This window comes from Streptomyces sp. NPDC002520 (genome assembly GCF_053595235.1).
In genome coordinates this window covers 66,198-78,586 of the sequence record NZ_JBSFXG010000042.1, presented here as the reverse complement: position 1 = coordinate 78,586, position 12,389 = coordinate 66,198, and the positions used below count along the sequence as shown (strand labels likewise).

The 12,389-nt window shown below is 70.9% G+C and carries 10 protein-coding genes and 1 pseudogene; 2 read left to right on the top strand and 9 right to left on the bottom strand.

Going from position 1 to position 12,389, the window contains the following annotated elements; all coding sequences use genetic code 11:
• Both ACWD5D_RS37860 and ureA read right to left on the bottom strand, forming a co-directional pair.
• Positions 1 to 1,277 (bottom strand): urease subunit alpha (locus tag ACWD5D_RS37860; RefSeq protein ID WP_451377340.1); only part of this gene is annotated, 1,277 nt, incomplete at its 3' end.
• Entirely contained in the window at positions 1,274 to 1,969 is a 696-nt protein-coding gene (ureA, locus tag ACWD5D_RS37855) for an urease subunit gamma (protein WP_451377339.1), read from the bottom strand. The genes ACWD5D_RS37860 and ureA, both read right to left, overlap by 4 nt.
• A gap of 155 nt (positions 1,970 to 2,124) precedes the next feature.
• On the opposite strand from ureA, the pseudogene ACWD5D_RS37850 reads away from it, so the two are divergent.
• Positions 2,125 to 3,566: pseudogene (locus ACWD5D_RS37850) on the top strand (cytosine permease).
• Positions 3,567 to 3,604: 38 nt separating this feature from the next.
• Here ACWD5D_RS37850 and ACWD5D_RS37845 read toward each other — a convergent pair.
• Entirely contained in the window at positions 3,605 to 4,693 is a 1,089-nt protein-coding gene (locus tag ACWD5D_RS37845) for a branched-chain amino acid aminotransferase (RefSeq protein ID WP_451377338.1), read from the bottom strand.
• A gap of 242 nt (positions 4,694 to 4,935) precedes the next feature.
• Entirely contained in the window at positions 4,936 to 5,979 is a 1,044-nt protein-coding gene (locus ACWD5D_RS37840) for a 3-isopropylmalate dehydrogenase (protein ID WP_451377337.1), read from the bottom strand.
• Positions 5,980 to 6,120: 141 nt separating this feature from the next.
• Here ACWD5D_RS37840 and ACWD5D_RS37835 point away from each other — a divergent pair, with 141 nt between their 5' ends.
• Complete coding sequence (locus ACWD5D_RS37835) at positions 6,121 to 7,740, top strand: purple acid phosphatase family protein (RefSeq protein ID WP_451377336.1); 1,620 nt, start codon at positions 6,121 to 6,123, stop codon at positions 7,738 to 7,740.
• 52 nt (positions 7,741 to 7,792) lie between these two features.
• Here ACWD5D_RS37835 and ACWD5D_RS37830 read toward each other — a convergent pair whose 3' ends face one another.
• The 5 genes from ACWD5D_RS37830 to ACWD5D_RS37810 form a co-directional block, all read right to left on the bottom strand.
• Positions 7,793 to 7,924, bottom strand: a complete 132-nt coding sequence (locus tag ACWD5D_RS37830; protein WP_451377335.1) for a hypothetical protein — start codon at positions 7,922 to 7,924, stop codon at positions 7,793 to 7,795.
• Positions 7,925 to 8,200: 276 nt separating this feature from the next.
• Positions 8,201 to 8,740 (bottom strand): GNAT family N-acetyltransferase, encoded by a 540-nt coding sequence (locus ACWD5D_RS37825; protein ID WP_451377334.1) that lies wholly within the window; start codon positions 8,738 to 8,740, stop codon positions 8,201 to 8,203.
• Between the two features lie 10 nt (positions 8,741 to 8,750).
• The gene (locus ACWD5D_RS37820; RefSeq protein WP_451377333.1) at positions 8,751 to 9,596 is read right to left on the bottom strand and encodes an alpha/beta fold hydrolase; all 846 of its coding nucleotides are present in this window, start codon (positions 9,594 to 9,596) and stop codon (positions 8,751 to 8,753) included.
• An 87-nt stretch (positions 9,597 to 9,683) separates the two neighbouring features.
• A complete protein-coding gene (gene pruA, locus ACWD5D_RS37815; RefSeq protein ID WP_451377332.1) occupies positions 9,684 to 11,315 on the bottom strand; it encodes an L-glutamate gamma-semialdehyde dehydrogenase in 1,632 nt (543 codons plus the stop codon).
• Positions 11,316 to 11,353: 38 nt separating this feature from the next.
• Positions 11,354 to 12,280 (bottom strand): proline dehydrogenase family protein, encoded by a 927-nt coding sequence (locus ACWD5D_RS37810; RefSeq protein ID WP_451377331.1) that lies wholly within the window; start codon positions 12,278 to 12,280, stop codon positions 11,354 to 11,356.
• Between the last annotated feature and the right edge of the window lie 109 nt (positions 12,281 to 12,389).

The window sequence follows — 12,389 nt, the reverse complement described above, 5'->3', positions numbered from 1 at the left end:
AGGCCGTGGGCGATGGCGGGGTTGATGGTCAGCTTGGCCATGTAGCGCAGGACGCGGGCGTTGTCGTCGCCGTCGCCGTCGCCGTCCATCGGGCCCAGCTCGGCCTTCATCTTGCCGGCCATGGCGAAGGTGCGGCGCACCGTCTCGCCGGCGCGGCCCATGCCCTGGGCGTCGGAGGAGGTGATGCCGATCGCGCCCAGGTCGTGCAGCACGTCCTCGGCGCCCATCGTGCCGGCCCGGATGCGATCGCGGGCCATGGCCGCGTCACCGGGCAGGTCGGGCTTGAGGTCGTGGACGGAGACGATCATGCCGTAGTGCTCGGCGACGGCGTCCCGGCCGAAGGGCAGGGTGGGGTTGGTGGAGGAGCCGATGACGTTCGGCACGCCGGCCATCTTGAGCACGTTGGGCACGTGTCCGCCGCCGCAGCCCTCGATGTGGAAGGCGTGGATGGTCCGGCCCTCGAGGACGCGCAGGGTGTCCTCCACCGACAGGCACTCGTTCAGGCCGTCGCTGTGCAGGGCGACCTGGACGTCGTGGTCCTCGGCGACACGCAGGGCGGTGTCCAGGGCGCGAGTGTGGGCGCCCATGTCCTCGTGCACCTTGAAGCCGCAGGCGCCGCCCTCGGCCAGGGCCTCCACGAGGGGTGCGCCGTGCGAGGACGAACCGCGGCCCAGGAAGCCGATGTTGACCGGCCAGGCGTCGAAGGCGCCGAAGGCGTGCCTGAGCGCCCACGGCGAGTTGACGCCGACGCCCCACACCGGGCCGAACTCCTGCCCGATGATCGTGGTCACGCCGGAGGCGAGGGAGGCCTCCATGATGCGCGGCGACAGCAGGTGCACATGGGTGTCGACGGCACCGGCGGTGGCGATGAGCCCCTCGCCGGAGACGATGGAGGTGCCCGTGCCGACGACGACGTCGACGCCGTCGAGGGTGTCCGGGTTGCCGGCCCGCCCGATGCCGCAGATGCGCCCCTCGCGGATGCCGATGGACACCTTGCGGATGCCCTGCGCCGCGTCGATCACGACGACGTTGCTGATCACGACGTCGCAGGTGTCGCGGACGGCGGCGGCCTTCAGGTGCAGCCCGTCACGGGCTGTCTTGCCGAAGCCGGCGAGGAACTCGTCGCCGTACTTCTGCGCGTCCGACTCGACCCGGATCGTCAGACCCGAGTCGCCGAGGCGGACGCGGTCGCCGGCGCGGGGGCCGTGGGTGGCCGCGTAGGCGTGCGGGTCGACGTGGATCGACTCGCTGATCTCTCGTCCCTTCGAGCGGCTCATCGCTCGCCTCCTTCCGGCGTGACTCCCAGATATCCGCAGGCCGCGGCCCTGCGCAGGGCCTCTTCCCTGGCCCCCGGCGCGTCCAGCGGCCCGTCGACCAGGCCTGCGAAGCCGATCGCGATCCGCTCGCCGCCGATCGGTACGAGACCGACCTCGGCGCTGTCCCCCGGACCGAACCGCACCGAGGACCCGGCGGGTACGGCGAGCCGCATGCCGTAGGCCTGCTCGCGGGCGAAGTCGAGGCGCGGGTTCGCCTCGAAGAAGTGGAAGTGGGAGGTGACGGAGACCGGCACGGTCGCGGTGTTGGTGACCGTGAGACGGAGCACCGGCTCGGGCTCGGCGTGCCCAGGGCCCGGCAGCAGCGCGCCGGGGCCGTCCGCGCCCGAGCCGGCGCCGATCGGGTCGGAGACCACCGCGAGCCGGGAGCCGTCGTCGAAGACGGCCTCCACCATCACCTCGGTGACGACGTCGGCGACGCCCGGGAGCACGTCCTCGGGACCGAGGACCGACCGGGCCGCCTCGATGGCCTCCGCGAGACGCCTGCCGTCGCGGGCGGCCTCGCACACGGTGTCCGCGATCAGCGCGGTCGCCTCCGGCACGTTCAGCCGCAGGCCGCGCGCCCGTCGGGCCCGGGCCAGCTCGGCGGCTCCGAAGAGCAGCAGCCGGTCACGTTCCGTGGGGGTCAGTCTCACGACGCGGCACCTCCTTGCCTTCCGTAGATTAGAACATCACTCTAAACAAACTCTTCGTGAAAAAGAAGCATTGACCGACGACCACACTTCACGTCACATTGAACGTCGCTCAAACCCAGCTTCAGTCATCAGGCGGCCGTCGAAGGAGACCTGCCATGCCGATAGAACAGCACGGAGTCGACACCATCCCGGACGAGGAGCGGACCAGTGGCCCCAAGGACCTGGTCTCGATCCTCCTCGGCTCCAATCTCTGCCTCGGAGTGATCATCTTCGGCTGGCTGCCGCCGTCCTTCGGGCTCGGCTGGTGGGCGTCGGTGAGCGCGATCGTGGCGGGCACGCTGGCCGGCACGCTGTTCACGGCCCCGCTGGCGCTGGTCTCCCTGCGCACCGCGACCAACCTCTCCACGTCCTCCGGCGCCCAGTTCGGTGTGCGGGGCCGGCTGGTCGGCTCGATCGTCGGCCTGCTGCTGGCCCTCGGCTACACCGCGCTGACGGTGTGGATCGGCGGCGACGTGATGGTGGACGTGCTGGGGCGGATGTTCGGGCTGCCCGCGGGCGGGGTGTCGTACGCCGTCGTCTACGCGGTGCTCGCCGCGGCGACCGTCGCCGGCGCGGTCTACGGCTACAAGGTGCTGCTCGCCATGTCGAAGGTGCTGGCGATCGGCATGACCGCCCTGCTGGCCCTCGGGATCTTCGCCTACGCCCCGCACTTCACGACCGCGGCGCTGCCCGGGGCGGGCGGCTACCTGCTGGGCTCCTTCTGGCCGACCTGGTTCCTGGCCGTCGTCGCGGCGGGCCTGTCAGGACCCATCGCCTTCATCACCCTGCTCGGCGACTACACCCGCTACATCTCCCCGGCCCGCCACTCCGGCCGCCGCGTCCTGCACGGCACCTGGCTCGGCCTGATCCTGGGTCTGCTGGTGCCCCAGCTGTTCGGCACCTTCACGGCGTACGCGGCCCGCGCGGCCACCGACTACGCGGGCCCGCTGGTCGCCGCCTCCCCCACCTGGTACCTGATCCCGCTGCTGCTGTCCGCCTCCGCGGGCTCGGTCGGCAACGCCGGTCTGATGCTGTACTCCATGGGCCTCGACCTGGACGCGATCCTGCCCAGGGCGTCCCGCGCCCGCGCCACCTACACGGTCGCCATCGTGGCCACGGCCTGCGTCTTCGTCGGCGCTACGCCTGGAACGCGCAGTCCGCGATGACGTCCTTCGTGCTGCTGCTCACCGCCATCGGCACCCCGTGGGCGGTCATCACCCTCATCGGCTTCGTCCGCTGCCGCGGTGTCTACGACGCCGACGCCCTGCAGGTCTTCAACCGCCGTTCGCGGGGCGGGATCTACTGGTACCGGTCGGGCTGGAACGTCCAGGCCGTCGTCTCCTGGGCGGCGGGTGCGGCCGTCGGCCTGCTGGCCGTGTCCCTGCCCTCGTACGAGGGCCCGCTGCTCACGCTGACCGGCGGGGTGGACTGCAGCTTCCTGCTGTCCGGGCTGGTCGGCGGTGTGGTGTACCTGCTGCTGACCCGCTCCCCGGAACACGACAGGGCCGCCTCGGACCCGGAGTCCGAGGCGGCCCTCGGCGTGCCTGCCGAGCTCTAGCTCCAGCTCTAGCTCCAGCTCTAGCTCTAGCTCTAGCTCTAGCCGAGCTTGTGCATCCAGCCGTGCTTGTCCTCCATCGTGCCGCGCTGGATGTCCAGGAGGGCCTGGCGCAGGCGCAGCGTGACCTCGCCGGGCTCGCCGCCGCCCTGCTGCCACTCGGCGCTGTCGCGCTTGACGGTGCCGACCGGCGTGATCACGGCCGCGGTGCCGCAGGCGAAGACCTCGGTGAGGGTGCCGTTCTCGAAGTCGCGCTGCCACTGCTCGACGGAGACGCGGCCCTCCTCGGACTCGTAGCCGAGGTCGCGGGCGACGGCCAGCAGGGAGTCACGGGTGACGCCCTCCAGGATGGAGCCGGTCAGGGCCGGGGTGACGATCTTGTCGCCGTACACGAAGTACAGGTTCATGCCGCCCAGTTCCTCGACCCACCGGTGCTCGACCGCGTCGAGGTAGCAGACCTGGTCGCAGCCCTTGGCGGCGGCCTCGGCCTGGGCGAGCAGGGAGGCGGCGTAGTTGCCGCCGGTCTTGGCGTCGCCCATGCCGCCGGGGACGGCGCGGACACGGTCCTCGGAGACCCAGATCGACACGGGCTTGACGCCGCCCTTGAAGTAGGCGCCGGCCGGGGAGGCGATGACGATGAACAGGTACTCGTTGGCCGGCTTGACGCCCAGGCCGACCTCGGTGGCGATCATGAACGGGCGCAGGTAGAGGGACTCCTCGCCGCCGTGCGCCGGCACCCAGTCGATGTCCTGGCGGACCAGCGCGTCACAGGCCTCGATGAACGTCTCGACCGGCAGCTCCGGCATGGCCAGGCGCTTGGCCGAGCGCTGGAACCGCTTGGCGTTCTGGTCGGGGCGGAACATGGCGACCGAGCCGTCGGGCTGGCGGTAGGCCTTCAGGCCCTCGAAGATCTCCTGGGCGTAGTGCAGGACGTTGGTGGCCGGGTCGAGGGGGATCGGCGCGTACGGAACGAGCTGGCCGTCGTGCCAGCCGCGGCCCTCGGTCCACCTGATCGTCACCATGTGGTCGGTGAAGTGCCGGCCGAATCCGGGGTTGGCCAGGATCGCCTCGCGCTCCGCTGCGGCGAGCGGGCGGGCGGAGGGCTTGAGCTCGATCGTGGGCGTCGTCATGAGTGGTTGTCCTTCACCGGTTGTAGTGACGGGCCGCGCTCACGCCCCTACTGCCAGTCGTCAGTGCTAGGACGTCCGAGCATTCCCTCATGCCGCGGCTCCGCGTTCGATTATCGCTCGCGGCTGCGGACCGAAGGAATCGGGGTGAAAGCGGCCCAGAGGTTGATGGTGGCACCCGACAGCCGCATAGGAAAAGCCGCCGGGCGCGGATGCGACCCGGCGGCTTGGTGCGCGTCGACGGGTCAGCCCGCTACGCGTACCGCGAGCGCGTCGCCGATCTCCGAGGTGCTGCGGGCCGGCAGCTCGCCCCGCTCGGTGAGGTCGGCGGTGACCGCCGCGTCGATGCGGTCGGCCTCGGCGTCGTAGCCGAGGTGGCGCAGCAGCAGGGCGACGGACAGGACCGTGGCGGTGGGGTCGGCCTTGCCCTGGCCGGCGATGTCCGGGGCCGAGCCGTGCACCGGCTCGAACATGGACGGGAACTCGCGGCCCGGGTTGATGTTGCCGGAGGCGGCCACGCCGATGCCGCCGGAGACGGCCGCGGCGAGGTCGGTGATGATGTCGCCGAAGAGGTTGTCGGTGACGATGACGTCGAAGCGCTCGGGCTGGGTGACGAGGTAGATCGTCGCCGCGTCGACGTGGATGTAGTCGGTCTCGACCTCGGGGTACTCCGCGCCGACCTTGTTGAAGATGTTCGTCCACAGGTGCCCGGCGAAGGTCAGCACGTTGTTCTTGTGGACCAGCGTGAGCTTCTTGCGCGGACGGGCCTGCGCGCGCTCGAAGGCGTCGCGGACCACGCGCTCGACACCGAAGGCCGTGTTGACGGAGACCTCGGTGGCGACCTCGTGCTCGGTGCCCTTGCGGATGGTGCCGCCGTTGCCGGTGTAGGGGCCCTCGGTGCCCTCACGGACGACGACGAAGTCGATCTGCGGCTGACCGGCCAGCGGGGTGGCGACGCCGGGGAGCAGCTTGGACGGGCGCAGGTTGACGTGGTGGTCGAAGGCGAAGCGGAGCTTGAGCAGGAAGCCGCGCTCCAGGACGCCCGACGGTACGCTCGGGTCGCCGATCGCGCCGAGCAGAATGGCGTCGTGCTGCTTCAGCGCGTCGAGGTCGGCGTCGGTGAGGGTCTCACCGGTGGCGTGATAGCGCTTGGCCCCGAAGTCGTACTCCCTGGTCTCCAGCTTCACATCCTGCGGAAGCACGGCGGAGAGCACCTTGAGGCCTTCGGCCACGACTTCCTGGCCGATGCCGTCACCGGGGATCACTGCGAGATCGATGCTGCGAGACATGTCGGCACCCTACTCCTCGTCCCATGGGATGACACGGCCTGTCCGCCATCCGGACACGCAAGAAGTCTCGGCTTCACCCTGTCGACTGGCGTTCACCCGGATGTGGGGCGGGTGTCGGGATCCGGTGGAAAATTCCCCGGCATGGCGGCGTTTCCAGCGTTTTCAGCATTTTCCACGGGTGCACCCACCGAACTCCCCGTCCCCGACGTCGGTATCCCGCGCCGGCTCGCCGAGCGGATGAGCATGGCCGAGAGTTACGAGTACCTGCGCACCCGCATGGTCCGCCGCCGCACCCTCGTGACGGCCGGCGCGATGGCGGGCGGGGCCGCGGCGGGCGGCCTGCTCACCGGCTGCTCCTCCCCGTCCGGTACGGCGGGACAGTCGGCACCGGCCACCTCGCGGGTGTCCGGCTCGGTCGTGCGGCCCTTCGGCCGCCATCTCGCCTTCGGGGCCGATCCGCGCACGTCGATGCGGATCTCCTGGCAGGTGCCGTTCGCGGTCCGGCGGCCGTACGTGCGCGTCGGGGTGCGCCCGGACGACCTCGGCCGCCGCGTCGAGGCGGAGGTGCGTCCTCTGCACACGCCGGGGGTGCAGGGGGTGCGGCCCGCACTGGAGCAGTACTACGTGCACGCGTCGCTGGACGGCCTCACGCCGGGTACGACGTACTACTACGGCGTCGGCCACGAGGGCTGGGACCCGGCCGCCCCGGCCCACCGCGCGGCCGTCACCGAGTTCCGCACCGCGCCCGCCACCGCGGAGCGGTTCGTGTTCACGGCCTTCGGCGACCAGGGCGTGGGCACCGCCGCGAACGCCAACGACCACCTTCTGCTGCGTCGCGATCCCGCCTTCCATCTGCACGCCGGCGACATCTGCTACGCCGACGGCAACGGGACGGGCCGCACCTCGGACGGCTACGACCCCACGTTCTGGGACCTGTTCCTGAAGCAGAACGAACCGGTCGCGCGCTCGGTGCCCTGGATGGTGACGACCGGCAACCACGACATGGAGGCCTGGTACTCACCAGACGGCTACGGCGGCCAACTCGCCCGGTTCTCCCTGCCGGAGACGGGCTTCGACCCCCACGGGACGCCGGGCGCCTACGCGTTCACCTACGGCAACGCCGCCTTCGTGGCGCTGGACGCCAACGACGTGTCGTACGAGATCCCCGCCAACCTCGGCCACAGCGGCGGCCGGCAGACGAAGTGGCTGGACGCCGCACTCGGCGAGCTGCGCAGGACCGAGGGCGTCGACTTCATCGTGGTCTTCTTCCACCACTGCGCGTACTCGACCTCGCAGCACGCCTCGGACGGCGGGGTGCGGGCCGAGTGGCTGCCGTTGTTCGAGCGGCACCGGGTGGACCTGGTGATCAACGGGCACAACCACGTGTACGAGCGCACGGATGCCGTCAAGGACGGGTCGGTGGGCCGGGCGGTGCCCGTGGGCGGCTCGACCGACCCCGCACGGGACGGGATCGTGTACGTCACCGCGGGCGGCGGCGGCCGGGACCTGTACGGCTTCCCCTCGGGGGTCGCGGACAGCTACGAGGGGCACGTCACCCGGCACGACGGCGTGGAGACCTTCCACTGGGGGAAGGGCGCGGAGCGCGCACCGGAGACGGCCCACTGGTCGCGGGTGCGCTACACCGGCTTCTCGCTGCTGTCGGTGGAGGTGCGGCCGGGCCCGTCCCCGCGGCTGGAGGTGTCGGCCCTGGCACAGGACGGCAGGCGGATCGACCGTTTCGAGGTGCGGCCCGGCGGCTGAGGGCGAGCCGCACCCCAGGGGTGCGGCCGCCGGCGGTCGTGCGGTGTACGGCTCAGTGGCCGGTGGCACCGCCGTTGTCGCGGAGGTCGAGGGCGCGCTGGAGGGCGGCTGCGGCCCGCTTGCGCTCGGTCTCGCTCGTGCGGGACGCGTGACGGACTCGGCGGCGGCTGGTCGTCTCGGCCATGAGAGATCCACTCCTTCGGGAATGACTGGAGCACGGCTACAGGGAGGGTTACGAGACGCCGTGGCGGTAGCCGGCCCGCAGGGATTGCCTGCACAGGGCCCGGCTCACGACCGCCATTCGCTTGATCGAGCGAGTCGTTCGGCTCCTACAAAACTAAGGGAGCCGGACGCGTCTGTCTGCATAATTAGTCGGGCTTCCTAGTATCTGAGACGGCCGACTGGGTCACACCCCTGTGACCTGCATTTTTCTCAGTCGGGCCCTGGTGTTGCCGCCGTGTCAGGCGACGTCGCCGTCGCGCCAGTCGAGGACGAACTCCTGGCTGTGATCGAGCGCCCCGGCGAGCGCCGGCCACACGAACACGTCGCCCTCCTCCTCGCGCAGCCGCACGATCCCGTCCGGCGACAGGCCGTGCACCTGCCCGCCCCACTGCCGCCAGCCCCGGGAGGTGTACAGCAGGGCCCCCTCCGGGCTCGCCGAGAGCGCACCGAGGTCGTACGCCCGCCCGATCACCCGCTCCAGCTCCCCCAGCACCCGGCCGCCGAACCCCATGCGGCGCGCGTCGGGACGGACGGCGACGGCCTCCACGTATCCGGCGCGCAGCCAGCGCCCCCGGTGCCGGACGCGGCGCATCACGACGGCCCCGTGCGCGGCGATCCCGGTCTCGTCACGGACGAGGACATGCAGACCGCCGAGCCCGTGGTCCCAGTCCTCGTCGGAGAATCCCCCGTCGAACGCCGCGTCCAACAGGGCGCGGACGGAGCGGAGTTCGGCGGGGTCGAGCTCGGCGGTGTGGGCCGTGCGCACAGGCTGCGTCATGCACCCCAGGTTAGAACGCGCTCGCCACCGCGCTCCGGAAACCGTCGGGGTCTTCCGCCCACGGCAGATGCCCGGCGTCCGGAAGGATCACCCGACGGGCGCGGGGCAGGGTTTTCGCGAGGGAGTCGACGGCGGAGCGCGGGCGGATGTCCCGGGCGCCGTCGACGATCAGCACGGGCACGTCGAGGCCCTGGCAGGCCGCGTACAGCCCGGGGGTGCCCCAGGTGCGCCTGCGCTCGTCGTTCAGGGCGGCGTCGCAGGCCTCGTTGACCCCCAGCCACGGCTCCGCCATGCGGCCGGCGGGCTCCAGGGCACGGTCGCGGTCCTCGAACTCGACGGACCAGCGCAGCACGGCCAGCTCCCGCTCCTGGTCCTGCGTGCGCTCGGCCAGGGCACCCAACTCCCGCCAGCGGGCGATGCGTTCGGGGTGGTCGGCGAGCCGGGACAGGAAGGCCGCCCGGTACGCGGGGTGCCAGTCGGCGTCCGGGCCGATGCCGATCCCGGACACGTAGATCAGAGTGCCGACCCGCTCCGGATGCGTGAGTGCGTAGCTCAACGCGAGCTGGGCGCCCCAGGAGTGGCCGAGCAGAGCCATCCGGTCGAGCCCGAAGTGCTGTCGTACGGCGTCCAGGTCGGCCACGAACCGCTCGCTGGTCCAGGGTCCCGCGCACCGCTCGGACCGCCCGCAGCCGCGCTGGTCCCAGCGGATCACCGGGGCGACGTCCGCGAGCAGTTCGGCCACCTCGCCGAACATGTCCCAGAGCCCCGGACCCCCGTGGCACAGCACCAGCGGGTCGCCCGCGCCGCCCGAACGCCGCGCCCACAGCCGTACACCGTCGTCGGTCGTCACCGTCATGGGACCAGTGTGGCGGCCCGGACATGGCTACGGGCCGGGAAGCCCGCTCGGATGTCAGGCTTCCCGGCCCGGGATCACGGGGGCTGGTCAGCCCATGTGCGGGTAGGAGTAGTCGGTCGGCGCGACCAGGGTCTCCTTGATGGCGCGGGCCAGGGTCCAGCGCAGGAGGTTCTGCGGGGCGCCGGCCTTGTCGTCGGTGCCGGAGGCACGGCCGCCGCCGAAGGGCTGCTGGCCGACGACGGCGCCGGTCGACTTGTCGTTGATGTAGAAGTTGCCCGCCGCGTAGCGGAGCTTCTCCATCGTGTGGGCCGCGGCGGCGCGGTCGTTGGAAATGACCGAGCCGGTGAGGGCGTAGTCGGAGACCGACTCCATCTGCTCCAGCATCTCGTCGTACTTGTCGTCCTCGTAGACGTGGATGCCGAGGACCGGACCGAAGTACTCGGTGCGGAAGATCTCGTTCTCCGGGTCGGTGCACTCGATCACCGTCGGGCGGACGAAGTAGCCGACCGAGTCGTCGTAGCTGCCGCCCGCGACGATCGTGCAGGTCGGGTCCTGCTTGGCGCGGTCGATCGCGGCCTTGTTCTTGGCGAAGGCACGGTCGTCGATCAGGGCGCCGATGAAGTGCGACAGGTCGGTGACGTCACCCATGGTCAGAGAGTCGATCTCGGCCGCGAACTCCTCCTTGAAGCCCGAGTTCCAGATGGAGGCCGGGATGTAGGCGCGGGAGGTGGCCGAGCACTTCTGGCCCTGGTACTCGAAGGCGCCGCGGGTGAGGGCGGTCTTCAGGACGGCACGGTCGGCGCTCGGGTGGGCGACCAGGAAGTCCTTGCCGCCCGTCTCACCGACCAGACGCGGGTAGGTGCGGTACTTGTCGATGTTGTTGCCGACCGTCTTCCACAGGTGCTGGAAGGTCTTGGTCGAGCCGGTGAAGTGGATGCCGGCGAGGTCGCGGTGGACCAGCGCGACCTTGGAGACCTCGATGCCGTCACCGGTGACGAGGTTGATGACGCCCTTGGGCAGACCGGCCTCCTCCAGGAGCTGCATGAGCAGCACGGCGGCGTGGGTCTGGGTCGGGGACGGCTTCCACACCACGACGTTGCCCATCAGCGCGGGCGCGGTGGGCAGGTTGCCCGCGATGGCGCTGAAGTTGAACGGGGTGATCGCGTAGACGAAGCCCTCGAGCGGGCGGTGGTCGAGGCGGTTCCAGACGCCCGGGGAGTTCGCCGGGGGCTGCTCGGCGAGGATCTGGCGGGCGTAGTGGACGTTGAAGCGCCAGAAGTCGACCAGCTCGCAGGGGCTGTCGATCTCGGCCTGCTGGGCGGTCTTGGACTGGCCCAGCATGGTGGAGGCGGCGATGGTCTCGCGCCACGGACCGGCGAGCAGCTCGGCGGCGCGCAGGATGATCGCGGCGCGGTCGTCGAAGGCCATCGCGCGCCAGGCCGGCGCGGCGGCCAGGGCCGCGTCGATGGCGTCCTGGGCGTCCGCCTGCGTGGCGTGCCGGCCGGTGCCGATGACGGCCTTGTGGTTGTGCGGCTGGACGACCTGGAAGGTCTCGCCGCCGCCCATCCGCTTCTCGCCGCCGATGGTCATCGCCAGCTCGATCGGGTTCTCGGCCAGCTCCTTGAGCCTGGCCTCCAGCCGGGCGCGCTCGGGCGAGCCGGGGGCATAGCCGTGCACCGGCTCGTTGACGGGGGTGGGGACCTGGGTCACAGCGTCCATGGTTCCGTAACTCCTTTTAGGTGAGCGGGTGTTCGGGGTCAGCCCTTGGTGATCATGCTGCGTACGAAGAACTGGAGGTTCGCGGGCTTCTCGGCCAGGCGGCGCATGAAGTAGCCGTACCAGTCGGTGCCGTACGCGGTGTACACGCGCATGCGGTGGCCCTCGGCGGCCAGGCGCAGGTGTTCGTCGCTGCGGATGCCGTAGAGCATCTGGAACTCGTACTCGTCGTGCTTGCGGCCGGCGCGGTGGGCGAGTTCCTGGGCGATGGCGATCAGACGCGGGTCGTGGGACCCGATCATCGGGTAGCCCTCGCCCTCCATCAGCGTCTTCAGGATGCGCACGTAGGCCTTGTCGATCTCGTGCTTCTGCTGGTAGGCGACCTCGGCGGGCTCCTTGTAGGCGCCCTTGACGAGGCGCACGCGGCTGCCGGCGTCGGCGAGGCGGCGGGCGTCGGCCTCGGTGCGGAAGAGGTAGGCCTGGATGACGCAGCCGGTCTGCGGGAAGTCCTTCCGCAGCTCCTCGTGGATGGCGAACATCGAGTCGAGGGTGGTGTGGTCCTCGGCGTCGAGCGTGACGGTCGTGCCGATGGCGGCGGCGGCCTCGACGACGGGGCGGACGTTGGCGAGGGCGAGCTCGTGGCCGCCTTCCAGCGCTTGGCCGAACATCGAGAGCTTGACGGACATCTCGACCTTCTCGCCGAGTTCGAGCTCCTTGAGGTGCTCGACCAGCTCCAGGTAGGCGTCCCGGGCGGCAAAGGCCTGTTCCGGGGTGGTGATGTCCTCGCCGACGACGTCCATCGTCAGCTCCAGGCCCCTGGCCGTCAGGTCCCGGATGATCGGGACGATGTCGGCCACTGCCTCGCCGGGGATGAAGCGGTCGACGACCTGCTTCGTCACCGGGGCCGCCGAGATCAGACGACGCATCCGGTCGCTGCGCGACGCGGCGAGAATCACGGGACCCAGCACGGGGCACCTCCACAACAAAAGCACCGAAGACGGCCGACGCCCCACGATTCGGGTACGGCACGGAGAACCACCGTGAAACCTAAGGATCTCTCCGATCGTCGGCCATCGA